Source organism: Streptomyces auratus, from assembly GCF_050433025.1.
GTDB lineage: Bacteria > Actinomycetota > Actinomycetes > Streptomycetales > Streptomycetaceae > Streptomyces > Streptomyces sioyaensis.
This window is the reverse complement of sequence record NZ_JBNGCB010000003.1, coordinates 1566294-1592062: the sequence shown is the minus strand read 5'-3', so window position 1 is coordinate 1592062 and position 25769 is coordinate 1566294. Positions and strand designations below refer to the sequence as shown.

13 protein-coding genes, 1 tRNA gene and 3 rRNA genes are annotated in these 25769 nt (G+C 66.7%); 3 read left to right on the top strand and 14 right to left on the bottom strand.

The features are described 5' to 3' along the window. Window positions 1–15 precede the first annotated feature (15 nt). On the bottom strand, window positions 16–5538 hold the full coding sequence (locus BKA18_RS26655; RefSeq protein ID WP_366046803.1) for a HAMP domain-containing protein: 5523 nt from the start codon (window positions 5536–5538) through the stop codon (window positions 16–18). Between the two features lie 306 nt (window positions 5539–5844). Here BKA18_RS26655 and BKA18_RS26650 point away from each other — a divergent pair, with 306 nt between their 5' ends. After that, window positions 5845–8475 carry a SpoIIE family protein phosphatase gene (locus tag BKA18_RS26650; protein ID WP_429638664.1) on the top strand — a complete coding sequence of 877 codons (2631 nt, stop codon included), beginning with the start codon at window positions 5845–5847 and terminating at the stop codon, window positions 8473–8475. Window positions 8476–8679: 204 nt separating this feature from the next. Here the strand turns inward: BKA18_RS26650 and BKA18_RS26645 are convergent. The 8 genes from BKA18_RS26645 to thyX all read right to left on the bottom strand — a co-directional run bounded on the left by BKA18_RS26645 (window position 8680) and on the right by thyX (window position 19007). Next, window positions 8680–8755, bottom strand: a tRNA-Thr gene (locus BKA18_RS26645). A 63-nt stretch (window positions 8756–8818) separates the two neighbouring features. Further along, a complete protein-coding gene (locus BKA18_RS26640; protein WP_366046801.1) occupies window positions 8819–9496 on the bottom strand; it encodes a DegT/DnrJ/EryC1/StrS family aminotransferase in 678 nt (225 codons plus the stop codon). Window positions 9497–9612: 116 nt separating this feature from the next. Next, window positions 9613–9729 (bottom strand): 5S ribosomal RNA (rrf, locus tag BKA18_RS26635). A 73-nt stretch (window positions 9730–9802) separates the two neighbouring features. Continuing rightward, window positions 9803–12924 (bottom strand): 23S ribosomal RNA (locus BKA18_RS26630). A gap of 300 nt (window positions 12925–13224) precedes the next feature. Continuing rightward, a 16S ribosomal RNA gene (locus tag BKA18_RS26625) occupies window positions 13225–14751 on the bottom strand. The 16S, 23S and 5S rRNA genes sit together here, the layout of an rRNA operon. 602 nt (window positions 14752–15353) lie before the next feature. Next, window positions 15354–17039, bottom strand: a complete 1686-nt coding sequence (locus BKA18_RS26620; protein ID WP_235448089.1) for a ribonuclease J — start codon at window positions 17037–17039, stop codon at window positions 15354–15356. A 112-nt stretch (window positions 17040–17151) separates the two neighbouring features. Further along, on the bottom strand, window positions 17152–18051 hold the full coding sequence (gene dapA / locus BKA18_RS26615) for a 4-hydroxy-tetrahydrodipicolinate synthase (protein WP_093485450.1): 900 nt from the start codon (window positions 18049–18051) through the stop codon (window positions 17152–17154). Between the two features lie 197 nt (window positions 18052–18248). Next, on the bottom strand, window positions 18249–19007 hold the full coding sequence (gene thyX / locus BKA18_RS26610) for an FAD-dependent thymidylate synthase (protein WP_366047322.1): 759 nt from the start codon (window positions 19005–19007) through the stop codon (window positions 18249–18251). Window positions 19008–19239: 232 nt separating this feature from the next. Between thyX and BKA18_RS26605 the strand changes: the two genes are divergently transcribed. Both BKA18_RS26605 and BKA18_RS26600 read left to right on the top strand, forming a co-directional pair. Next, window positions 19240–19476 (top strand): hypothetical protein, encoded by a 237-nt coding sequence (locus BKA18_RS26605; protein ID WP_006602738.1) that lies wholly within the window; start codon window positions 19240–19242, stop codon window positions 19474–19476. 100 nt (window positions 19477–19576) lie between these two features. Next, window positions 19577–20128 carry a PH domain-containing protein gene (locus tag BKA18_RS26600; protein ID WP_366047323.1) on the top strand — a complete coding sequence of 184 codons (552 nt, stop codon included), beginning with the start codon at window positions 19577–19579 and terminating at the stop codon, window positions 20126–20128. Between the two features lie 124 nt (window positions 20129–20252). Here the strand turns inward: BKA18_RS26600 and BKA18_RS26595 are convergent, their stop codons facing one another. The 5 genes from BKA18_RS26595 to rpsO all read right to left on the bottom strand — a co-directional run bounded on the left by BKA18_RS26595 (window position 20253) and on the right by rpsO (window position 25696). Further along, on the bottom strand, window positions 20253–20711 hold the full coding sequence (locus tag BKA18_RS26595) for a hypothetical protein (protein ID WP_366047324.1): 459 nt from the start codon (window positions 20709–20711) through the stop codon (window positions 20253–20255). A gap of 5 nt (window positions 20712–20716) precedes the next feature. Continuing rightward, window positions 20717–21469 (bottom strand): 4-hydroxy-tetrahydrodipicolinate reductase, encoded by a 753-nt coding sequence (dapB, locus tag BKA18_RS26590; RefSeq protein WP_006602741.1) that lies wholly within the window; start codon window positions 21467–21469, stop codon window positions 20717–20719. 37 nt (window positions 21470–21506) lie between these two features. Beyond that, window positions 21507–22886 (bottom strand): M16 family metallopeptidase, encoded by a 1380-nt coding sequence (locus BKA18_RS26585; RefSeq protein ID WP_366047325.1) that lies wholly within the window; start codon window positions 22884–22886, stop codon window positions 21507–21509. Beyond that, window positions 22883–25114 (bottom strand): polyribonucleotide nucleotidyltransferase, encoded by a 2232-nt coding sequence (locus tag BKA18_RS26580; protein ID WP_006602743.1) that lies wholly within the window; start codon window positions 25112–25114, stop codon window positions 22883–22885. The genes BKA18_RS26585 and BKA18_RS26580 overlap by 4 nt, the downstream gene beginning before the upstream one ends. A 294-nt stretch (window positions 25115–25408) precedes the next feature. After that, window positions 25409–25696 (bottom strand): 30S ribosomal protein S15, encoded by a 288-nt coding sequence (gene rpsO, locus BKA18_RS26575; protein ID WP_006602744.1) that lies wholly within the window; start codon window positions 25694–25696, stop codon window positions 25409–25411. Window positions 25697–25769 lie beyond the last annotated feature (73 nt).

Here is a 25769-nt window from a genome sequence, read left to right as displayed (position 1 = left end):
ATACTGGACGCTCCGTCACTCCGCGCGCATCCATTGCTCCATGACCGACAACAGATGATCGGTATCCACCGGCTTGGTCACATAGTCGGAGGCCCCGGAGTCGATGCTCTTCTCCCGGTCGCCCTTCATCGCCTTCGCGGTCAGCGCGATGATGGGAAGCCCGGCGAACTGCGGCATCCGGCGGATCGCCGCCGTCGTCGCATAACCATCCATCTCCGGCATCATGATGTCCATCAGGACCAGGACGATGTCGTCGTGCTGCTCCAGCACCTCGATGCCCTCGCGCCCGTTCTCCGCATACAGCACCGAAAGACCGTGCTGCTCCAGGACGCTGGTGAGGGCGAAGACGTTCCGGATGTCGTCGTCGACGATCAGCACCTTCTCACCGTGGAAGCCGCCCTGGAAGGCCGGGTCCACCAGGTCCTGGCCGTTGCCGAGCCAGGGCTCCTCGGCCGGCTGCGGCGCGGCGGGCTGCGGCGGCGCCGGAGGCGTCACGGGCGCCGGCGAAACCGGAGCCGGAGTCGCCGGGCGGCCCGGCAGCTCGAAGCGGCGCTGGGGGCCCGAAACCGCCCGGCGGCGGCGCCGGTTGAGACTGCTGCCGGAGCCCTGCTCGAACTCCTGCTGCTCCTCGGCCTCCTGCCGTCCGACCTCCGTCTCGCGGGCCTCCGCGTCCATCGCGATCCCGCCGGCCACCAGCTGCGGGTAGCCCTGCGGCGGCAGCCCGCCCGGGTTGTGCGGCAGGTAGAGCGTGAAGGTGGAACCGCGGTTGGGCTCGCTCGCGGCATGGATCTCGCCGCCCAGCAGCCGGGCGATCTCCCGGCTGATGGACAGGCCCAGGCCCGTACCGCCGTACTTGCGGCTGGTGGTGCCGTCGGCCTGTTTGAACGCCTCGAAGATGACCCGCATCTTGCTGGACGCGATGCCGATGCCGGTGTCGGTGACCGAGAAGGCGATCATGTCCGCATCCGGGTCGCGCAGGGAACCGTGCTCCAGCAGCTGTTCCCTGATGGCCACCGGGACGTCCGCACCGGCCGGCCGGATCACCAGCTCGACGGCGCCGCTGTCGGTGAACTTCACCGCGTTGGACAGCAGATTGCGCAGCACCTGCAGCAGCCGCTGCTCGTCGGTGTGCAGCGTGGCCGGCAGCTCCGGGGAGACCCGTACGGAGAAGTCGAGTCCCTTCTCGGCGGTCAGCGGCCGGAACGTGGCCTCCACGTAGTCGACGAGCTGGACCAGCGCGATCCGCGTCGGGCTGACGTCCATCTTGCCGGCCTCGACCTTGGACAGGTCCAGGATGTCGTTGATCAGCTGGAGCAGGTCGCTGCCGGCGCCATGGATGGTTTCGGCGAATTCGACCTGCTTGGGGGAGAGATTCCCCTCGGCGTTGTCGGCCAGCAACTTGGCCAGAATCAGCAGGGAGTTCAGCGGCGTCCGCAGCTCGTGCGACATGTTCGCCAGGAACTCCGACTTGTAGCGCATCGAGACCGCCAGCTGCTCGGCGCGCTCCTCAAGGACCTGCCGGGCCTCCTCGATCTCGGTGTTCTTCACCTCGATGTCGCGGTTCTGCGCCCGTAGCTGCTCGGCCTTCTCCTCCAGCTCCGAGTTGGACAGCTCCAGCGCCTTCTGCCGGCTCTCCAGCTCGCCCGACCGCTCCTTGAGCTGCTCGGTCAGCTCCTGCGACTGCTTGAGCAGCACCTCGGTCTTGGTGTTGACCGAGATGGTGTTGACGCTGGTCGCGATCATCTCGGCGATCTGGCTGAGGAAGTCCTTCTGGATCTGGGTGAACGGCTGGAAGGACGCCAGCTCGATCACGCCGAGCACCTTGTCCTCGAACAGCACCGGCAGCACGATCACATTGGCCGGCGGCGCCTCGCCCAGCCCGGAGGCGATCTTGAGATAGCCGGACGGAACGTTCTCCACCAGGATGGTGCGCCCCTCCTCCGCGGCCGTGCCGATCAGCGTCTCCCCTGGCTTGAAGGTCGTCGGCATCCCGCCCATGGCATAGCCGTACGAGCCCATCAGCCGCAGCTCGTACGCGCCGGCCTCGCCGCCGTCCGCGCCGATCTCCCGGCTGTCGGGCTGCGCCGCGAGGAAGAACGCCCCGTGCTGCGCGGAGACCGCGGGCGAGAGCTCGCTCATGATGAGCGTGGCGACGTCCTTGAGGTCGCGCCGGCCCTGCATCAGGCCGGAGATCCGCGCCAGGTTGCCCTTGAGCCAGTCCTGTTCCTCGTTGGCGAGGGTGGTCTCCCGGAGCGTGGAGATCATGGTGTTGACGTTGTCCTGGAGCTCCAGGATCTCGCCGGCCGCGTCCACGTCGATGCGGACGTTGTGATCGCCGAGGGTGACCGCCGCGGCGACCGCGGCGATGGCGCGCACCTGACGGGTCAGGTTGCCGGCCATCTCGTTCACCGACTCGGTCAGGTCCCGCCAGGTGCCGGCCACGCCCCGCACCTGCGCCTGACCGCCCAACTGGCCTTCCGTGCCCACCTCGCGGGCCACTCTGGTGACCTGCTCCGCGAAGGACGACAGCTGGTCGACCATGGTGTTGATGGTGGTCTTCAGCGCGAGGATCTCGCCCCGCGCATCGATGTCGATCTTCTTGGTCAGATCGCCCTTGGCGATGGCGGTGGTGACCATGGCGATGTTGCGGACCTGGCCGGTCAGGTTGTTGGCCATCGAGTTCACGGACTCGGTGAGGTCCTTCCACGTACCGGCGACGCCGGGGACGCGGGCCTGGCCGCCCAGGATGCCGTCGGTGCCCACCTCACGGGCCACTCGCGTGACCTCGTCGGCGAACGACGACAGCGTCGTGACCATCGTGTTGACCGTGTCGGCGAGCTGCGCGACCTCGCCGCGCGCCTCGACCGTGACCTTCTTGGTCAGGTCTCCGTTGGCGACCGCCGCCGAGACCTGGGAGATGTTGCGCACCTGGATGGTCAGGTTGTTGGCCATCAGGTTGACGTTGTCGCTGAGGTCCAGCCAGATACCGGTGGCTCCCGGCACCCGCGCCTGACCGCCCAACTGGCCCTCGGTGCCCACCTCGCGGGCCACCCGGGTCACCTGCTCGGCGAACGACGACAGCTGGTCGACCATCGTGTTGACGGTCGTGACCAGTTCGAGGATCTCGCCCTTGGCATCGACGGTGATCTTCTTGGACAGGTCACCGCGGGCCACCGCGGTGGTCACCTCGGCGATGTTGCGCACCTGCGAAGTCAGGTTGTTCGCCATGAAGTTGACGGACTGGGTGAGGTCCTTCCACGTACCGCTGACGCCCTGCACCTCGGCCTGGCCGCCCAGGATGCCCTCGGTGCCCACCTCGCGGGCGACCCGGGTGACCTGCTCCGCGAACGAGGAGAGCTGGTCGACCATGGTGTTCAGGGTGTTCTTCAGCTCCAGGATCTCGCCCCGGGCGTCCACGTCGATCTTCTGCGACAGGTCACCGCGCGCCACCGCCGTGGCGACCTGCGCGATATTGCGGACCTGGGCCGTCAGGTTGCCGGCCATGCCGTTCACCGAGTCGGTCAGATCGCGCCAGACGCCTGCGACGCCCGGCACCTGCGCCTGACCGCCCAGCCTGCCGTCCGTACCGACCTCCCGGGCGACCCGGGTGACCTGCTCGGCGAAGGCGGAGAGCTGGTCGACCATCGTGTTGATGGTGTTCTTCAGCTCCAGGATCTCGCCGCGCGCATCGACGTCGATCTTCTGGGACAGGTCGCCTCGCGCGACCGCCGTCGTCACCTGGGCGATCTGCCGCACCTGCGACGTCAGGTTCCCCGCCATGAAGTTGACGGAGTCGGTCAACTCCTTCCAGGTGCCGCTGACGCCGTCCACCCGGGCCTGGCCGCCCAGCCGGCCCTCGGTGCCCACGTCCCTGGCCATCCGCGTGACCTGGTCGGCGAACGAGGACAGCTGGTCCACCATGGTGTTCACGGTGTTCTTCAGCTGGAGCATCTCGCCGGAGACATCGACGGTCACCTTCTGCGAGAGGTCACCGTTGGCCACCGCGGTCGTCACCTGGGCGATGTTGCGCACCTGCCCGGTCAGGTTGCGGAAGGCGGTGTTGACGGAGTCCGTCAGGTCCTTCCACGTCCCCGCAGCGCCCGGGACCGCCGCCTGGCCACCCAGCTCGCCCTCGACGCCGATCTCCCGTGCCACGCGCGTCACTTCGGCACCGAACGAGGAGAGCTGACCCACCATCGTATTGACGGTGTTCTTCAACTCCAGCATTTCACCGGCCACATCGACGGTGACCGTCTGGGACAGGTCACCGTTGGCGACCGCCGTCGTCACCTGGGCGATGTCCCGCACCTGCGCGGTGAGGTTGCGGAAAGCGGTGTTGACGGAGTCGGTGAGGTCCTTCCACGTGCCCGCCGCGCCCGGCACCTGCGCCTGACCGCCGAGCTGGCCCTCCGCGCCGACCTCGTTCGCCACCCGCGTCACTTCGTCCGCGAAGGTCCGCAGCGTCTCGGTCATGGTGTTGATGGTGTCGGCCAGCTGCGCGACCTCACCGCGTGCACTGACCGTGACCTTCTGCGACAGATCGCCGTTCGCGACGGCGGTGGTGACCTGGGCGATCCCGCGCACCTGCGCGGTGAGGTTGCCGGCCATGAGATTGACCGAATCCGTCAGGTCCTTCCACACCCCGGCGACGCCGGGGACCTGCGCCTGACCACCGAGTTCGCCCTCGGTGCCCACCTCGCGGGCGACGCGCGTCACCTCGGAGGCGAAGGAGGAGAGCTGGTCGACCATCGTGTTGACGGTGTTCTTCAGCTCCAGCATCTCGCCGGCGACATGCACGGTCACCTTGCGCGACAGATCACCCTTGGCCACCGCGGTGGTGACGAGAGCAATGTCACGTACCTGCGCCGTCAGCCGGGACGCCATGGTGTTGACGGATTCCGTGAGGTCCTTCCACGAACCCGACATTCCGCGCACCCGGGCCTGACCGCCGAGCTTGCCCTCCGTACCGACCTCACTGGCCACTCTCGTGACCTCGTCGGTGAAGGCGGAGAGCTGGTCCACCAGCCCGTTGACCGTGCGGCCGACCTTCAGGAATTCACCGCGAAGAGGATGCTCCGAAGAGCTGTCCGAACTGCGCGAGCGCAGATCCATCCGCTGTTCCAGGTCGCCCTCGGACACCGCCGAGAGCACCCGTCCCACCTCGGAGACGGGCCGTACGAGGTCGTCGACCAGGGCATTCGAGGCGTCGATGGCCGCCGCCCAGGAGCCCTCGGCGGCGCCGACCTCCAGCCGTTCCGTGAGCTTTCCCTCACGTCCGACGACCCGGCGCACCCGCGCCAGCTCGCCCGTGAGGTGCAGATTGCGGTCCGCAACCTCGTTGAAGACCGCCGCGATCTCCGACATGACGCCGTCGCCGGAAACCGTGAGCCGCTTGCGGAAGTTCCCGTCCCGCATGGCGACCAACGCGACCAACAGCCGATTCAGCGCAGCCGTATCCACCTCGGTCGTCCCGTTGCTCCGGGATCGTCCGCCTTTCGCGCGCGTGCTTGCGCCCCGCGCCGCTGCGCCAGACTCCACCGTGTCCCTCCCGCAGGGTCGACCGTTCTACCCGGGCTTTCTCTTGATACGTGCCCAGTGTTTCACCATGGCCCAACCAGGCCATAACAGTTCGGCAGCATCGCACACCCTCCCAGGGCACGATTAGGGCGGAAACACACGTGACCGGCATCCTCGGGTGCGGCGAAGGTAAGTAACCTGGCATACGGCTGTCCACCCGGCCCGGCCATGGCGCCCGGCCGGTGGCACAAGCACAACAGGTATTCTATTCGGAGGGGCGCCGCGACCATGGGGGAGCAGATCACCGACACACGCATGAGGAGACCAGTGATCACCGCGCGGGCCGCCGCAACCTTCGAGCCGGTCGGGCGCTCGGTCGCCACTGCCCGTGCATTCGTCCGCGACACCCTCCAGGGCTGGGGCTGCGCCGACATCGTCGACGACGCCGTGGTCCTGACCAGCGAGCTGGTCACCAATGCCGTGGTGCACGCCGGCACCGCCGCCGACGTGCTGTGTCTGCGCAATGACGCAGGGGTACGGGTCTCCGTCGCCGACCGCTACCCCGAGCGCGAGATCCCGCTCCAGAACGCCGGCCAGATCGTCGTCCACCCGGACCGCGAGGGCGGCCGCGGCCTGCTGCTGTGCGGCGCGCTGGCCGCCCGCTGGGGCGTCGAGTACACCGCCGCACAAAAACACGTGTGGTTCCAGCTCGACCTCCCCGAGCGCCCCGCCGGCACCCGCTCCGCCGGCCCGGCCCTGCCGGTGGACGCCCTCCCGGTCGCCGAGACCCGCGTCCGCGTCGCGGTGATCCAGATCGACCGCGGCGGCTGCATCAGCTTCTGGAACGAGGACGCCCAGGACCTCTTCGCCTACGACCCCGAGCAGGTCATCGGCAAACCGCTCACCGACTTCGCCGCCTGGCCGCACACCCCCGGCACCGGCACCGGCATCGTCGAGGCGCTCCAGCTCTCCCGCTGGGAGGGCTCCTACGGCATAAGGGGCGCCGACGGCCGGGTCGTCCCCGTCTACGCCTCCCACCTGCGCGTCCGCGACGCCGACGGCGAGGCCTCCACGGTCTGCCTCCTGGTGCGCGACCACGAGCGCGCCATCCTGCAGAGCCCCCAGCGCACCCCCGCGCCGGACTCCGCCACCCAGGCCGCCCAGGCGGAGGGACGCCCCTCCGACCCCTTCGAGGTCTTCATCGGCTCCCCGGCCCCCGACGACCTCGACGGCCTGCTCCAGCGCACCGTCGAGCGCGCCCGCGACATGCTCGACGGCGACGCCGCCTACCTCCTCCTGGCCACCGACGACGAGACCGAGCTGGAGGTGCGCGCCTCCACGGGCCTGCCCTCCGCCCGCCAGCGGTTCGCCCGCGTCCCCGTCGAGGCCGGATCCGGACGCTACGGCTCCGCCCGGATGCCCGCCGTCCACGAGGACCTCACCGCCGTCCCCGGCGCCGTACCGCTCCTCAGCGGCACGGGCATGCGCTCGGTCGTCACCGTCCCGCTGAAGGTCGAGGGGCGGCTCACCGGCTCCCTGGGCGTCGCCGCGGAGGGCGCCGGCCGGTACACGAACGAAGAGGCGCTACGGCTCCAGTTCGCCGCCGACCGGATCGCCCTCGCCGTCGAACGCGCCCGCCTGACCGAGCTGGAAAAGCTGCGCCGCGGCTCCCTCTCCTTCCTCGTCGAGGCCTCCGACCTGCTGGCCGGCACCCTCGACCGCGACCAGACGCTGGCCCTGATGGCCCAGATGACGGTCCCCACCCTCGCCACCTGGTGCGCCGTCTACACCGTCGCCGACCAGACCTCCGAGCCCGAGCTGTCCTACGTCCTGCACGAGGACGAGGACCGCATCGACGGCCTCAAGACCCTGCTGATGAAGGTCGACCCGCCCGAGCCGGTCCCCACCCCCGGGGCGCGCGTCTGGAGCGCCCCCAGCGACGCCGCACACGACGCCGCGCTGCGGACCTCGATGCGCAGCCTGGGCCTGGGCAACTCCGCCCGCCCCTCCACGGGCCCCGGCGCCACCCTCGCCACCGCCTCCGCCGTCGGCGGGGAGACCGTCGTGCTGCCGCTCGTCGCCCGCAACCGCGTCATCGGCATGCTCACCCTCGGCAAGCCCACCGAGGAGCACTTCCGCCAGGAGATCCTCGAACTCGCCGAGGACCTCTCCCGCCGGGCCGCCCTCGCCCTGGACAACGCCCGCCTCTACTCCGAGCGCACGGCCATCAGCCAGTCCCTCCAGCGCAGCCTGCTGCCCCCGGAGCTGCCCGACATCGCCGGCGTGGAGGTCGAGGTCATCTACCGCGCGGCCGGCGAGGGCAACGAGGTCGGCGGCGACTTCTACGACCTCTTCCCGATCCGCGACGGTGCCTACGGCTTCGCCATCGGCGACGTCTGCGGCACGGGCCCGGAGGCGGCAGCCGTCACCGGCCTCGCCCGCCACGCCCTCCGGCTCCTCGCCCGCGAGGGCTTCGGCGGCCCCGCCGTCCTGGAGCGGCTGAACACCGCCATCCTCGACGAGGGCGCCCGCAGCCGCTTTCTGACGCTCCTTTACGGCGAACTCTGGCCGCAGGACGACGGGAGTGCCCTGCTCAAGGTCGTCTGCGCCGGCCATCCGCTGCCGCTCCGGCTGCGCCCGGACGGCTCGGTCGAACCGGCCGCCGAACCCCAGCCCCTGCTGGGCGTCATGGACGACCTCGAACTCTACGAACAGACCGTCACCCTCGACCCCGGCGACGTCCTGCTGTGCGTCACCGACGGCGTCACCGAACGCCGCGAGGGCACCCGCATGCTCGGCGACGACGGCCTCACCGACGTCCTGACCAGCTGTACGGGCCTGACGGCCGGCGCCGTCGCCGCCCGCGTGCTGCGCGCCGTGGAACGCTTCGCCGCCGAGCCCGCCTCCGACGACATGGCCATCCTCGCCATGCGCGTCCCCGAACTCCAGGCGGGCTGACCACACCGGGACAGCGGCCGCGCGGGCCGGCAGCACCACCCGCCGGCCGCCCATGAAGCAGCGCCCAAGGCCGACTTCACCACCAGACGCCCAGGGCTCGGCATATCCAGCACACACCGAATCCCCGCACAATCAACACGCACCACCCAACACCGCATCCGAATACGACTAAGGCCCCCGCCATTTGGCGGGGGCCTTGTCCTCTGGAGCCCCAATACGGAATCGAACCGTAGACCTTCTCCTTACCATGGAGACGCTCTGCCGACTGAGCTATTGGGGCGCGGCAACGGAAAAGATATTACCCCAACTCCGCGACAGATTCGAACCGTCGACCACCACTGGCCTAAAAGGCCGGCTGCAGCAATCCGCCCAGCGCATTGCAGGCGCTCACCATCTTGTGCAGCTCCCGCCGCGTCATCCCCGGATGCACCGGCAGCGCCAGCGTCTCGTCCACCGCCCGCTCGGTCTGCGGCAGAAACACGTCCCGCCGCAGCCCCGGCATCCGGTACACCGGAGCCAGTACGGGCACCTTGCAACCCACGCCCTTGGCCCGCAACGCCCGCGCGAAGGCATCCCGGTCCGGCCGCCCGTTGCCCGGCACCCGCACCACATACTGCTCGTACGTGTGCCCCGCCGCCGGCGTCGGCGTCCAGACCCCGCGCAGCCTGCCGTCCAGGTAAGAGGCCTGCACCCGGCGCAGCTCCACGCCGTCGGCACGGGCCCCGGGCTCATCGTCCACCAGCACCAACAGGCCGTGACGCTGCCCCACTTCACGGATCCAGCCGGCGTCCGCCTGCCGCCCGAACCGGTTGATCGCCACGACGGCGACAGTCCGCCCGGTCACCACGTCGGCCACTGCGGCCGGGTCGAGGCAGTAGCTGTCGCCGTCCACATCGGCGAAGACCGGTACCGCGCCCAACTCCACCACGGCCCGAGCCACTTCTGCGTTCCCGTAGGCCGGCACCACGACCTCGTCACCAGCACGTACGCCGGCCGACTTGAGCGTTCCCACTGTCCGCATACAACGGATCCTGGTCAGCTGAGATGAACGTCGAGTTACGCTCATCACCCGAACATCAGAACAAAAAAGCTCCGGTCCCTGAACCACGAAGGTTCAGGGACCGGAGCTGAATGATTGTTCGGCGGCGTCCTACTCTCCCACAGGGTCCCCCCTGCAGTACCATCGGCGCTGAAAGGCTTAGCTTCCGGGTTCGGAATGTAACCGGGCGTTTCCCTAACGCTATGACCACCGAAACACTATGAAGATGACAACCCGGCAATGACACAGGTCGTTACTTCAGAACCTACACAGTGGACGCGAGCAACTGAGGACAAGCCCTCGGCCTATTAGTACCAGTCAACTCCACACCTTACGGCGCTTCCATATCTGGCCTATCAACCCAGTCGTCTACTGGGAGCCTTAACCCCTCAAGGGGGTGGGAGTCCTCATCTCGAAGCAGGCTTCCCGCTTAGATGCTTTCAGCGGTTATCCTTTCCGAACGTAGCCAACCAGCCATGCCCTTGGCAGGACAACTGGCACACCAGAGGTTCGTCCGTCCCGGTCCTCTCGTACTAGGGACAGCCCTTCTCAAGACTCCTACGCGCACAGCGGATAGGGACCGAACTGTCTCACGACGTTCTAAACCCAGCTCGCGTACCGCTTTAATGGGCGAACAGCCCAACCCTTGGGACCGACTCCAGCCCCAGGATGCGACGAGCCGACATCGAGGTGCCAAACCATCCCGTCGATATGGACTCTTGGGGAAGATCAGCCTGTTATCCCCGGGGTACCTTTTATCCGTTGAGCGACGGCGCTTCCACAAGCCACCGCCGGATCACTAGTCCCTACTTTCGTACCTGCTCGACCCGTCAGTCTCACAGTCAAGCTCCCTTGTGCACTTACACTCAACACCTGATTGCCAACCAGGCTGAGGGAACCTTTGGGCGCCTCCGTTACTCTTTAGGAGGCAACCGCCCCAGTTAAACTACCCACCAGACACTGTCCCTGATCCGGATCACGGACCCAGGTTAGACATCCAGCACGACCAGAGTGGTATTTCAACAATGACTCCACAACCACTGGCGTGGCCGCTTCAAAGTCTCCCACCTATCCTACACAAGCCGAACCGAACACCAATATCAAGCTATAGTAAAGGTCCCGGGGTCTTTCCGTCCTGCTGCGCGAAACGAGCATCTTTACTCGTAATGCAATTTCACCGGGCCTATGGTTGAGACAGTCGAGAAGTCGTTACGCCATTCGTGCAGGTCGGAACTTACCCGACAAGGAATTTCGCTACCTTAGGATGGTTATAGTTACCACCGCCGTTTACTGGCGCTTAAGTTCTCAGCTTCGCCATGACGAATCATGACTAACCGGTCCCCTTAACGTTCCAGCACCGGGCAGGCGTCAGTCCGTATACATCGCCTTACGGCTTCGCACGGACCTGTGTTTTTAGTAAACAGTCGCTTCTCGCTGGTCTCTGCGGCCACCCCCAGCTCAGAGAGCAAGTCTCATCACCGGAAATGGCCCCCCTTCTCCCGAAGTTACGGGGGCATTTTGCCGAGTTCCTTAACCATAGTTCACCCGAACGCCTCGGTATTCTCTACCTGACCACCTGAGTCGGTTTAGGGTACGGGCCGCCATGAAACTCGCTAGAGGCTTTTCTCGACAGCATAGGATCATCCACTTCACCACAATCGGCTCGGCATCAGGTCTCAGCCTTAACGTGTGACGGATTTACCTACCACACGGCCTACACCCTTACCCCGGGACAACCACCGCCCGGGCTGGACTACCTTCCTGCGTCACCCCATCGCTTACCTACTACCACCTTGGATCGGCGGCTCCACCACGTCCCTTTGTCCGAAGACTCCAGGCCGGCTTCACGGCCTTAGCATTAATGGATTCGATACTGGGCGTTTCAAAGCGGGTACCGGAATATCAACCGGTTGTCCATCGACTACGCCTGTCGGCCTCGCCTTAGGTCCCGACTTACCCTGGGCAGATCAGCTTGACCCAGGAACCCTTAGTCAATCGGCGCACACGTTTCCCACGTGTGTATCGCTACTCATGCCTGCATTCTCACTCGTGAACCGTCCACAACTCGCTTCCGCGGCTGCTTCACCCGGCACACGACGCTCCCCTACCCATCACGATCCCCGTTGGGGGTAATATCGCAATGACACGACTTCGGCGGTGTGCTTGAGCCCCGCTACATTGTCGGCGCGGAATCACTTGACCAGTGAGCTATTACGCACTCTTTCAAGGGTGGCTGCTTCTAAGCCAACCTCCTGGTTGTCTCTGCGACTCCACATCCTTTCCCACTTAGCACACGCTTAGGGGCCTTAGTCGATGCTCTGGGCTGTTTCCCTCTCGACCATGGAGCTTATCCCCCACAGTCTCACTGCCGCGCTCTCACTTACCGGCATTCGGAGTTTGGCTAAGGTCAGTAACCCGGTAGGGCCCATCGCCTATCCAGTGCTCTACCTCCGGCAAGAAACACACGACGCTGCACCTAAATGCATTTCGGGGAGAACCAGCTATCACGGAGTTTGATTGGCCTTTCACCCCTAACCACAGGTCATCCCCCAGGTTTTCAACCCTGGTGGGTTCGGTCCTCCACGAAGTCTTACCTCCGCTTCAACCTGCCCATGGCTAGATCACTCCGCTTCGGGTCTTGGGCACGCTACTCAACGCCCTATTCGGACTCGCTTTCGCTACGGCTTCCCCACACGGGTTAACCTCGCAACATACCGCAAACTCGCAGGCTCATTCTTCAAAAGGCACGCAGTCACGACTGCATGTGCAAGCACACACAGCGACGCTCCCACGGCTTGTAGGCACACGGTTTCAGGTACTATTTCACTCCGCTCCCGCGGTACTTTTCACCATTCCCTCACGGTACTATCCGCTATCGGTCACCAGGGAATATTTAGGCTTAACGGGTGGTCCCGCCAGATTCACACGGGATTTCTCGGGCCCCGTGCTACTTGGGTGTCTCTCAAACGAGCCGCTAATGTTTCAGCTACGGGGGTCTTACCCTCTACGCCGGACCTTTCGCATGTCCTTCGCCTACATCAACGGTTTCTGACTCGTCCTGTTGCCGGCAGACAACAGAAGAGAGATCCCACAACCCCAACCACGCAACCCCTGCCGGGTATCACACGTGACTGGTTTGGCCTCATCCGGTTTCGCTCGCCACTACTCCCGGAATCACGGTTGTTTTCTCTTCCTGCGGGTACTGAGATGTTTCACTTCCCCGCGTTCCCTCCACACTGCCTATGTGTTCAGCAGCGGGTGACAGCCCATGACGACTGCCGGGTTTCCCCATTCGGACACCCCCGGATCAAAGCTTGGTTGACAGCTCCCCGGGGCCTATCGTGGCCTCCCACGTCCTTCATCGGTTCCTGGTGCCAAGGCATCCACCGTGCGCCCTTAAAAACTTGGCCACAGATGCTCGCGTCCACTGTGCAGTTCTCAAGCAACGACCAGCCACCCACCACCCCAACCCGAAGGCTGAGTTCACTGGGGCCGGCATCACGAAGGGCGAGCAACGCTCGCACCCTCAGATACCCAACAGCGCGCCCGGCCCACTCGATCCATCACCACGTTCCACGCCGAAGCAGTACTAGTGACAACCAATCAAGTGCGCCGAATAGTCAACGTTCCACCCATGAGCAACCAGCATCAGACATTCGCTGATGTACTGGCCTCTGACCAACCAGAGGTTGGTAAGAAGTGCTCCTTAGAAAGGAGGTGATCCAGCCGCACCTTCCGGTACGGCTACCTTGTTACGACTTCGTCCCAATCGCCAGTCCCACCTTCGACGATTCCCTCCCACAAGGGGTTGGGCCACCGGCTTCGGGTGTTACCGACTTTCGTGACGTGACGGGCGGTGTGTACAAGGCCCGGGAACGTATTCACCGCAGCAATGCTGATCTGCGATTACTAGCAACTCCGACTTCATGGGGTCGAGTTGCAGACCCCAATCCGAACTGAGACCGGCTTTTTGAGATTCGCTCCACCTCGCGGTATCGCAGCTCATTGTACCGGCCATTGTAGCACGTGTGCAGCCCAAGACATAAGGGGCATGATGACTTGACGTCGTCCCCACCTTCCTCCGAGTTGACCCCGGCAGTCTCCTGTGAGTCCCCATCACCCCGAAGGGCATGCTGGCAACACAGAACAAGGGTTGCGCTCGTTGCGGGACTTAACCCAACATCTCACGACACGAGCTGACGACAGCCATGCACCACCTGTACACCGACCACAAGGGGGACCCTGTCTCCAGGGTTTTCCGGTGTATGTCAAGCCTTGGTAAGGTTCTTCGCGTTGCGTCGAATTAAGCCACATGCTCCGCTGCTTGTGCGGGCCCCCGTCAATTCCTTTGAGTTTTAGCCTTGCGGCCGTACTCCCCAGGCGGGGAACTTAATGCGTTAGCTGCGGCACGGACGACGTGGAATGTCGCCCACACCTAGTTCCCAACGTTTACGGCGTGGACTACCAGGGTATCTAATCCTGTTCGCTCCCCACGCTTTCGCTCCTCAGCGTCAGTATCGGCCCAGAGATCCGCCTTCGCCACCGGTGTTCCTCCTGATATCTGCGCATTTCACCGCTACACCAGGAATTCCGATCTCCCCTACCGAACTCTAGCCTGCCCGTATCGAATGCAGACCCGGGGTTAAGCCCCGGGCTTTCACATCCGACGTGACAAGCCGCCTACGAGCTCTTTACGCCCAATAATTCCGGACAACGCTTGCGCCCTACGTATTACCGCGGCTGCTGGCACGTAGTTAGCCGGCGCTTCTTCTGCAGGTACCGTCACTTTCGCTTCTTCCCTGCTGAAAGAGGTTTACAACCCGAAGGCCGTCATCCCTCACGCGGCGTCGCTGCATCAGGCTTTCGCCCATTGTGCAATATTCCCCACTGCTGCCTCCCGTAGGAGTCTGGGCCGTGTCTCAGTCCCAGTGTGGCCGGTCGCCCTCTCAGGCCGGCTACCCGTCGTCGCCTTGGTAGGCCATCACCCCACCAACAAGCTGATAGGCCGCGGGCTCATCCTTCACCGCCGGAGCTTTCCACACACAGACCATGCGGTCGTGTGTCATATCCGGTATTAGACCCCGTTTCCAGGGCTTGTCCCAGAGTGAAGGGCAGATTGCCCACGTGTTACTCACCCGTTCGCCACTAATCCACCCCGAAGGGCTTCATCGTTCGACTTGCATGTGTTAAGCACGCCGCCAGCGTTCGTCCTGAGCCAGGATCAAACTCTCCGTGAATGTTTACCCGTAATCGGGTGAAACACACACGAGAAGAGTGGAACGACCAGACGGAATAGGTCCGGTCGTTCACAGCGTCCTCGCTGTGTGTGCCATCCGCACCACATGGGCGGGATGGACTTTCAAAGGAACCTCATCCACCGAGGTGGACGGGGTATCAACATATCTGGCGTTGACTTTTGGCACGCTGTTGAGTTCTCAAGGAACGGACGCTTCCTTTGTGCCTGTTTCACCAGGCTCTCCGGGCGCTTCCCTTCGGTCTTGCGTTTCCGACTCTATCAGATCCTCGCGGGCCCGATTTTCGCCGGTGCGTTTCGACCTTTCGGCTTCTTCGCGTTTCCGACTCTACCAGACTCGATTTCGTTCCGTTTCCGGTTCGAATTCGGTCCGATTTCCCGTCGGAGGGGGTTTGCCTTTCGGCTGACCCGACTTTATCAGATTGCTCTGGGCCGGAATTCCACCCAATGTTGCGAGGCTCCGTACGCACAGGCGTGCGGCGCGCTTCCCGCTCAGGTGGAGCCGTAAACGTACTGGAGCGGGGCGCCTGGATGCAAATCCAGGCGCCCCGCTCCCACTTGGGCACGTTTGTACGAGCCTGCGTGTCAGACCTCGACGACCACGGGGAGGATCATCGGGCGGCGGCGGTAGTTGTCCGACACCCACTTGCCGACCGAGCGACGGACCAGCTGCTGGAGCTGATGGGGCTCCGCGATGCCGTCCTGGGCCGCCTTCGCCAGGGCCTCGTCGATCTTGGGGATCACGGCCGAGAAGGTCGCGTCGTCGATGCCGGAACCGCGGGCCTGCAGATGCGGGCCCGCGACGATCTTGCCGGTGCTGCTGTCGACGACCACGAAGACCGAGATGATGCCCTCGTCGCCGAGGATGCGGCGGTCCTTCAGATGGGTTTCGGTGACATCGCCGACCGAGAGGCCGTCGACATAGACATAGCCCGCCTGGACCTTGCCGGTGATCTTGGCGACGCCCTTGACCAGGTCGACCACGACGCCGTCCTCGGCGATGACGATCCGGTCCTTCGGTACGCCGGTCAGGGCGCCCAGCTCGGCGTTGGCGCGCAGATGGCGCCATTCGCCGTGCACCGGCATGAGGTTCTTCGGCTTGCAGATGTTGTAGAAGTACAACAGCTCGCCGGCCGAGGCATGGCCCGAGACGTGGACCTTGGCGTTGCCCTTGTGGACCACGTCCGCACCCCACCGGGTGAGGCCGTTGATCACGCGGTAGACCGCGTTCTCGTTGCCCGGGATGAGGGAGGACGCCAGGATCACGGTGTCGCCCGGGACGATCCGGATCTGGTGGTCGCGGTTGGCCATCCGGGAGAGGGCGGCCATCGGCTCGCCCTGGGAACCCGTGCAGACCAGCACGACCTCGTCGTCGGGGAGGTCGTCGAGGGTCTTGACGTCGACGACCAGGCCGGCGGGGACCTTCAGATAGCCCAGTTCCCGGGCGATGCCCATGTTGCGGACCATCGAGCGGCCGACGAAGGCGACCCGGCGGCCGTACTCGTGCGCCGCATCGAGGATCTGCTGGATGCGGTGCACATGGCTGGCGAAGCTGGCCACGATGATGCGCTTCTGGGCGTTCGCGAACACCGTGCGCAGCACGTTGGAGATGTCCCGCTCGGGCGGGACGAAGCCCGGGACCTCGGCGTTCGTGGAGTCGGAGAGGAGCAGGTCGATGCCCTCCTCGCCGAGCCGCGCGAAGGCGGGGAGGTCGGTCAGGCGGCGGTCCAGCGGCAGCTGGTCCATCTTGAAGTCGCCGGTGTGCACGACCATGCCCGCGGGGGTGCGGATCGCGACGGCCAGGGCGTCCGGGATGGAGTGGTTGACCGCGACGAATTCGCAGTCGAAGGAGCCGATCCGCTCGGTGTGTCCTTCCTTCACCTCAAGGGTGTAGGGGCGGATGCGGTGCTCCTGAAGCTTGGCCTCGATCAGGGCGAGGGTCAGCTTGGAGCCGATGAGGGGGATGTCCGGCTTCTCCCGCAGGAGGTAGGGGACACCACCGATGTGGTCCTCGTGGCCGTGCGTGAGCACGATGCCGTCGATGTCGTCGAGGCGGTCCCTGATGGACGTGAAGTCCGGCAGGATCAGGTCGATTCCGGGCTGCTCCTCCTCGGGGAAGAGCACTCCGCAGTCGACGATCAGCAGCCGGCCGGCGTATTCGAAGACCGTCATGTTGCGGCCGATCTCGCCGAGGCCGCCGAGGGGGGTGACGCGCAGGCCGCCCTTGGGAAGCTTGGGCGGGGCGCCGAGCTCAGGATGCGGATGACTCAAAAGACTCTCCTCACCACACGCGCCACGCTGCCGTCGAGGCACGTGGCGCGCATGACATTCGTGCACTTGCTATAAGGCGGTTGTTGGTCCGTATTCAGTTGTGAAGTCTGTGTCAGAGCTGTACCCCGCCGGCGGCGAGATCGCGCGTGAGCTGCTCGGTCTCCTCGGCGGAGAGCTCCACGAGCGGCAGGCGCAGCGGACCGGCGGGCAGGCCCTGCAGGCCCAGCGCCGCCTTGGTCGTGATGACGCCCTGGGTGCGGAACATGCCGGTGAAGACGGGCAGCAGCTTCTGGTGGATCTCGGTCGCCTTGGTGACATCACCGTTGAGGTGGGCGTCCAGGAGGGCGCGCAGCTCGGGGGTGACGACATGGCCGACCACGGAGACGAAGCCGACCGCGCCGACCGAGAGCAGCGGGAGGTTGAGCATGTCGTCGCCGCTGTACCAGGCGAGGCCGGAGCGCGCGATGGCCCAGCTGGCGCGGCCGAGGTCGCCCTTGGCGTCCTTGTTGGCGACGATTCGGGGGTGCTCGGCGAGCCGGACCATGGTCTCGGTGTTGATCGGGACGCCGCTGCGGCCGGGGATGTCGTAGAGCATGACCGGCAGGTCGGTGGCGTCCGCGATGGCGGTGAAGTGCCTCAGCAGGCCCTCTTGCGGGGGCTTGCTGTAGTAGGGCGTCACCGCGAGCAGGCCGTGGGCTCCGGCGTCCTGGGCGGCACGGGCCAGCTCCAGGCTGTGACGGGTGTCGTTGGTGCCGGCTCCGGCGACGACAAAGGCGCGATCGCCGACCGCATCGACCACCGCGCGGACCAGCTGGGCTTTCTCCGCATCGCTGGTGGTCGGGGACTCTCCGGTGGTGCCGTTGACGACGAGACCGTCGTTACCGGCGTCCACCAGGTGGGCAGCCAGTCGCTGTGCGCCGTCGAGATCGAGAGCGCCATCCGCCGTGAAAGGCGTGACCATGGCGGTCAGCACCCGCCCGAAGGGGGTCTGCGGTGTGGAAGTCGGAGCCATGGGTCCCACGCTACTCGTAGCTCCCCACAGGATGCGCCTCTGGGGAGCAGGGATGTGGACACCGGCACTGCCTGCTCGGGGGTTCAAGCAGTGCCGGGTCCGTCTGTTCAGCGTAGATGAACTTCATAAAATGCCGCAATCCGGACACTTCGCACCGCTGTCCTGCGGGCGTCGGCATCCGGCCTCCGGCCTGGGCCTTACGGAGCGATCCGGCCGTTCGCATTGAATGCGCCGTACGTGAGCGGCATGAGGGTGGCCCAGTGGGCCTCCATCTGCTCGCCGACCATTTCGATCTCCCGCTGCGGGAAGGAGGGGACCTTCGCCTGCTCGTGCTGGGTGCGCAGCCCGAGGAAGTGCATCAGGGAGCGTGCGTTGCAGGTCGCGTACATGGAGGAGAAGAGGCCGACGGGGAGGACCGCGCGGGCGACCTCGCGGGCGACGCCGGCGGCCAGCATCTCCTGGTACGCCTCGTACGCCTGACGGTAGGAGTCCTCCATGACACGGCCGGTCAGGTCGTGCTGCGCCTGGGTGCCCTCGACGAATTCGTACTTGCCGGGGCGGCCCTGCTGGACGAGCTTGCGGGACTCGCCGGGGACGTAGAAGACCGGCTCCAGCTGGCGGTAGCGGCCGGACTCCTCGTTGTACGACCAGCCGACGCGGTGGCGCATGAACTCGCGGAAGACGAAGATCGGGGCGCTGATGAAGAACGTCATGGAATTGTGCTCGAACGGGCTGCCGTGCCGGTCCCGCATGAGGTAGTTGATCAAGCCCTTGGAGCGCTCGGGGTCCTTGTGGAGCTCCTCCAGGGACTGCTCGCCGGCCGTGGAGACGCGGGCCGCCCACAGCACGTCGCTGTCCGCGGCGCTGTGCTTGACCAGCTCGACCGTCACCTCGCTCCGGAAGCTGACGGCTGCACTGTCGGGGCTCTCAGTGCTCTCGGCGGGGGTCTGGGACACCGGCGGTTCCTTCCAATCGATCCTCGTGCGCGACCAGAGTACGGCCCGCCACTGACAGCCCAGAAGATGCCGCATGATGCCGCGTTAGCCACAAAAGGGACGCTCTATAGCAGCGCTCGGAGCGGCAGTTGATATTTTTCACAGAAGTCCCTGAAAACGGGCACCAATCGGACCGCACAGACGTCTAACCCTGTGACAGTGCCCACTTCGAGGTTCCTAGGAGAGCCCGCTCATGTTCCGCCGGCGAGAGCCCGTCCCGTTCGCCTTCGTTGCCGAGGCAGACCGGTTCCGCAGCAATGTCACTCCCCCGCCGCGTCAGCGCGCCTCCCGTGCGCAGCTGCTCGGCCAGTCTCTCATCACGCTGACAGTCGTGGGCGGCCTGGCCGGCGCCCTGCTGTTCGGCGTTCCCGCGCTGCAGCAGGACAGTTCCACCTCGGGCCGGGTGCATCAGTCCGAGGCGCATCGCTGATCGGGCGGGCGGAGTGTGCCGCAAGTGGTTCCGCTCCGCCGGTCCCGATAGCCTCACCGGTCACAGCTACCGTCAGCGTGCCCATGAGTGAGGTTCAGCCGTGCCCCTGCCCTTCCTGACGGCCGACCGCGAGCTCGACACCCGTGCCGCGGAGTACGCCGCGCTGCCGCATGACGAGCCCGACCACTGGCGCCGTCCCTACCGCCCCGGACCGTGGCGGGTGGGGACGGCGGCGGTGTTTTTGCTGCTCGCGTCGTTCGTACTGCTCTCCGCGATGATCATCGCGATGGCCGGCTCGCTGCCCGGCGCCGTGGTCTGTGTCCTGGTGGGGGCGCTGATGATCGCCTTTGCGCTCCGGCTGCTGCGGGTCGGCATCTGGGTCAGCGCACACGGTCTGCGACAGGTGAACCTCCTGCGGACGGCGACCGAGCCGTGGAGCGCCATCGCCTCGGTGCGTACCCGCCAGCAGCCGGTGCGCTGGCTGGGGCTGCCCCGGACGGTGCAGGGTCAGGCGCTGATCGTCGAGCGCACCCAGGGCGCCCCGCTGCGGGCGCTGATCACGGACCACAACGGCGACTTCCTGTCCCGCCCGGAGGCCTTCGAGCGGGCCGCGGATGTGCTGGAGGCGTGGGCGGCGGAGTACCGCGTCTGAGCCCCGGGGCATCCCGGCGGTACCGGATGCCGGCCCGGCGAGGGCCCCGCACGGCCGCCAACCGGTGCCACCCGGGCCCCACCGGCCCGGAGCCGCGCCGGCCATGACCGGCCGGACGCGGGTCTCAGGTCGCGGTGGGCACGGCCTTCCCGTCATGCAGCGCGATCGCCCGCTGCATCGCCTTGCGGGCGCGCGGGGTGTCCCGGGCGTCGTGGTACGCGACCGCGAGCCGGAACCACGCACGCCAGTCGCCGGGCGCGTCCTCCGTCTCGGCCTGCCGCCGGGCGAACACCGCGTCGGCGGCGTCCCGGTCGATCCGGCCGCCGGCGGTCCGCTTCAGCTCGTCGGCCGGCAGCCCGCCCTCGGCCTCCAGCGCATCCGCCAGCCGGTGGGCATCGCGGGCGAAGCGGGTGTTGTGCCGGAGGAACCAGGCACCGATGCACGGCAGCGCGAAGGCCACCGCCCCCATGCCCATGGCCGCCGGCTCGCCGGTCAGCAGGAGAAGTACGCCCTCCAGCGCCACCACGCCGAAGACGAGGACCAGCACGGTGGCGAGGAAGAAGTACGTGATCTTTCCGCCCATGCCGGTCAGCCCAGGTCGAGGAAGTTTTCCAGGCCCACGGTCAGGCCCGGCGTGGTGACCACACGGCGTACGCCGAGCAGGATGCCCGGCATGAAGCTGCTGTGGTGCAGGGAGTCATGGCGGATGGTGAGGGTCTCGCCCTCGCCGCCGAACAGCACCTCCTGGTGCGCCAGCAGACCGCGCAGCCGTACGGAGTGCACGGGGATGCCGTCCACGTCCGCGCCGCGGGCGCCGTCCAGCGCGGTGCTGGTGGCGTCCGGCTGCGGGGCGCAGCCGGCCTCCTGCCGTGCCGCGGCGATCAGCTGGGCGGTGCGGGCCGCGGTGCCGGAGGGGGCGTCCGCCTTCTTCGGGTGGTGCAGCTCGACGACCTCGGCGGACTCGAAGAAGCGGGCCGCCTGCTGGGCGAACCGCATGGTCAGCACCGCGCCGATGGAGAAGTTCGGGGCGATCAGCACACCCGCCGACGGCGCGGCGGCCAGCGAGGTACGCAGCTGCGCGAGGCGCTCGTCGGTCCACCCGGTGGTCCCGACCACGGCATGGATGCCATGGCGCACACAGAAGTCGAGGTTGCCCATGACCGCGCCGGGGTTGGTCAGCTCGACCACGACCTGGGCGCCGGCCTCGACCAGCCGCTCCAGCTTGTCGCCCCGGCCCAGCCCGGCGACCAGCTCCATGTCCTCGGCGGCCTCGACGGCCCGTACGGCCTCGGCGCCGATGCGCCCCTGAGCTCCCAATACGGCCACGCGCAGCTTGCTCATCGTTTCCCGTCTCTCTCTCGGTGGTATCGCAGCGGGCCTATGCGACGACGTCGTCCAGCCGGGCCGCCTGCCGGTCCTTCAGGGCACCGATGACGGACAGCGAAGGCCGTGTGCCCAGTACATCGCGGGCCACCTCGCGCACCTCGTCCGGGGTGACGGCCGCTATCCGGGCGAGCATCTCGTCGACCGACATCTGCTCTCCCCAGCACAGCTCACTCTTGCCGAGGCGGTGCATCAGCGCACCCGTGTCCTCCAGGCCGAGGACCGTGGATCCCCGCAGCTGGCCGATCGCGCGGCGGATCTCGTCGTCGGTGAGGCCCTGCGAGGCCACCTGGTCGAGTTCGTCGCGGCAGATCTTGAGGACGTCGTGCACCTGGCTGGGGCGGCAGCCGGCGTAGACGCCGAACAGCCCGCAGTCGGCGAAACCGGAGGTGTAGGAGTACACGCTGTAGGCCAGGCCGCGCTTCTCACGGACCTCCTGGAAGAGGCGGGAGCTCATCCCGCCGCCCAGGGCGGTGTTCAGCACGCCCATCGCCCAGCGCCGGTCGTCGGTGCGCGCCATGCCGGGCATTCCGAGGATCACATGGGCCTGCTCGGTCTTGCGGTTGAGCAGGTCGACGCGGCCGGCGGTGCGGATGCCGCGGGAGCCGGAGCGCGGCGCGACGGGGACGGCATCCGCCCGGTCCAGGGCCCCGGCCTGCTCGAAGGCGCGGCGGACCTGGCGGACGACCTTGGCGTGGTCGACATTGCCGGCGGCCGTGACGACGAGGTGCGTGGGGTCGTAGTGCTTCTTGTAGAAGCGGCGGATGCGCTCGGGGGTCAGGGCGTTGACGGTGTCGACGGTGCCCAGCACGGGGCGGCCGAGCGGGGTGTCGCCGAGCATGGTGTGCGCGAACAGGTCGTGCACACAGTCGCCCGGGTCGTCCTCGGTCATCGCGATCTCTTCGAGGATGACCCCGCGCTCGGCGTCCACGTCCTCGGCCTCGACCAGCGAGCCGGTGAGCATGTCGCACACCACGTCGATGGCGAGCGGCAGATCGGTGTCCAGCACCCGCGCGTAGTAGCAGGTGTACTCCTTCGCGGTGAAGGCGTTCATCTCGCCGCCGACCGCGTCGATGGCGGCGGAGATGTCCAGCGCGCTGCGCCGCTCGGTGCCCTTGAAGAGCAGATGCTCCAGGTAGTGCGTGGCGCCGTTGAGGGTGGGGGTCTCGTCGCGGGAGCCGACGTGCGCCCAGATCCCGAAGGTGACGGAGCGGACCGACGGCAGCGTCTCGGTGACGATCCGCAGACCGCCGGGGAGGGTGGTCCGGCGGACCGTGCCGGCGCCCGCGGTGCCCTTGAGAAGCGTTTGGGTACGGGCGACGGCCCGCCCCTCCGAGGAGGTGCGGGCCGTCGTCGTGTGCGTACGAGACGTCACTTGTCGGTGTCGTCCTTCGTGTCGTCCTGCGCACCCTTGTCGGTGTCCTCTTCCTCGATCACGGGGATCAGGGAGAGCTTGCCGCGCTGGTCGATCTCGGCGATCTCGACCTGGACCTTGGCGCCCACCGCGAGCACGTCCTCGACGTTCTCCACGCGCTTGCCACCGGCGAGCTTGCGGATCTGCGAGATGTGCAGCAGGCCGTCCTTGCCCGGGAGCAGGGAGACGAACGCACCGAAGGTGGTGGTCTTGACGACCGTGCCCAGGTAGCGCTCGCCGACCTCCGGCATGGTCGGGTTGGCGATGCCGTTGATCGTGGCGCGGGCGGCCTCGGCGGCCGGGCCGTCGGCGGCACCGATGTAGATCGTGCCGTCGTCCTCGATCGTGATGTCGGCGCCGGTGTCCTCCTGGATCTGGTTGATCATCTTGCCCTTGGGGCCGATGACCTCACCGATCTTGTCCACCGGGATCTTGACGGTGATGATCCGCGGGGCGTTCGGGGACATCTCGTCCGGGGTGTCGATGGCCTCCGTCATGACATCCAGGATGTGCAGACGGGCGTCGCGGGCCTGCTTCAGCGCGGCGGCCAGGACCGAGGCGGGGATGCCGTCGAGCTTGGTGTCGAGCTGCAGCGCGGTCACGAACTGCTTGGTGCCGGCGACCTTGAAGTCCATGTCGCCGAAGGCGTCCTCCGCACCGAGGATGTCGGTGAGGGCGACGTAGTGGGTCTGGCCGTCGATCTCCTGGGAGATCAGGCCCATGGCGATACCGGCGACCGGGGCCTTGAGGGGCACACCGGCGTTCAGCAGCGACATGGTCGAGGCGCAGACCGAGCCCATGGACGTCGAGCCGTTGGAGCCCAGCGCCTCGGAGACCTGGCGGATCGCGTAGGGGAACTCCTCGCGGGTCGGCAGGACCGGCATGATGGCGCGCTCGGCGAGCGCGCCGTGGCCGATCTCGCGGCGCTTGGGGGCACCCACGCGGCCGGTCTCACCGACGGAGTACGGCGGGAAGTTGTAGTTGTGCATGTAGCGCTTGCGGGTCACCGGCGAAAGGGTGTCCAGCTGCTGCTCCATGCGGAGCATGTTGAGGGTGGTGACGCCCAGGATCTGGGTCTCGCCACGCTCGAACAGGGCGGAGCCGTGCACCCGCGGGATCGCCTCGACCTCGGCGGCGAGCGTACGGATGTCCGTGACGCCGCGGCCGTCGATGCGCTTCTTCTCCTTGATGACGCGCTCACGGACCAGGGTCTTGGTCAGCGAGCGGTACGCGGCGGAGATCTCCTTCTCGCGGCCCTCGAACTCCGGCAGGAGCTTCTCGGCGGCCAGGCCCTTGACGCGGTCCAGCTCGGCCTCGCGCTCCAGCTTGCCGGCGATGGTCAGCGCCTGGGTGAGCTCGTCCTTGACGGCCTTGGTCAGCGCCTCGAGGACGTCGTCCTGGTAGTCCAGGAAGATCGGGAACTCACCGACGGGCTTGGCGGCCTTGGCGGCGAGGTCCGACTGGGCCTTGCACAGGACCTTGATGAAGGGCTTGGCGGCTTCCAGACCCGCGGCGACGACCTCTTCGGTCGGGGCCTCGGCGCCGTCCTTGACCAGCTGGATGGTTTTCTCGGTGGCCTCGGCCTCGACCATCATGATCGCGACGTCGCCGTCCGGGAGGACGCGGCCGGCCACGACCATGTCGAAGACGGCGTCCTCGAGCTCGGTGTGGGTCGGGAACGCCACCCACTGGCCGTTGATCAGCGCGACACGGGTGCCGCCGACCGGGCCGGAGAAGGGCAGACCGGCCAGCTGCGTGGAGCAGGAGGCGGCGTTGATCGCGACCACGTCGTAGAGGTGGTCGGGGTTGAGCGCCATGATCGTCTCGACGATCTGGATCTCGTTGCGCAGGCCCTTCTTGAAGGACGGGCGCAGCGGGCGGTCGATCAGGCGGCAGGTGAGGATCGCGTCCTCGGAGGGGCGGCCCTCACGGCGGAAGAAGGAACCGGGGATCTTCCCGGCTGCGTACATCCGCTCCTCGACGTCGACGGTCAGCGGGAAGAAGTCCAGCTGGTCCTTCGGGGTCTTGGAAGCGGAGGTGGCCGACAGCACCATGGTGTCGTCGTCCAGGTACGCCACGGCGGAACCGGCGGCCTGCTTGGCCAGGCGGCCCGTCTCGAAGCGGATGGTGCGGGTGCCGAACGAACCGTTGTCGATCACGGCTTCGGCGTAGTGGGTCTCGTTCTCCACCAGGAATATCTCCTCGTCTGCGTCCGCTGCCCGTATGGCGGCGGACCGTCCTCGGTGGAGCGCCGGTACGGGCCGGTCTTCGATCGAAGCACCCGGAGCGAGGGACGCAGGGCGTCCATGGATCGTCCGGGGGCCACTACCGAGGACCGGCGGCCAGGAGGCGCTCCTACCGCGTTCAGTTTTGCGATATGGCACCAGACTACAAAGCTTCCGTCCACCATGAGGTGGCGTGGGCATCCGGTGCCTATGGCAAAGGGAGCGGCCCCCGGCGGGAACCGCTCCCTCTACGGCGTCCTACTTGGCGCCCGCCGCACCGCGGCGGATGCCCAGGCGCTCGACCAGCGCGCGGAAGCGCGTGATGTCCTTCTTCGCCAGGTACTGCAGCAGGCGGCGGCGCTGGCCGACGAGCAGCAGCAGACCACGGCGGGAGTGGTGGTCGTGCTTGTGGGTCTTGAGGTGCTCGGTCAGGTCCGAGATGCGGCGGGAGAGCATCGCGACCTGGACCTCGGGGGAGCCGGTGTCACCCTCCTTGGTGGCGAACTCGGCCATGATCTGCTTCTTCGTAGCGGCGTCGAGCGACACGCGGTACTCCTCTGGGTTTCGGTCCGTGAGCGCCCCTGGATTTGCTTCACAGGGGATCTTGGATGACTCGACC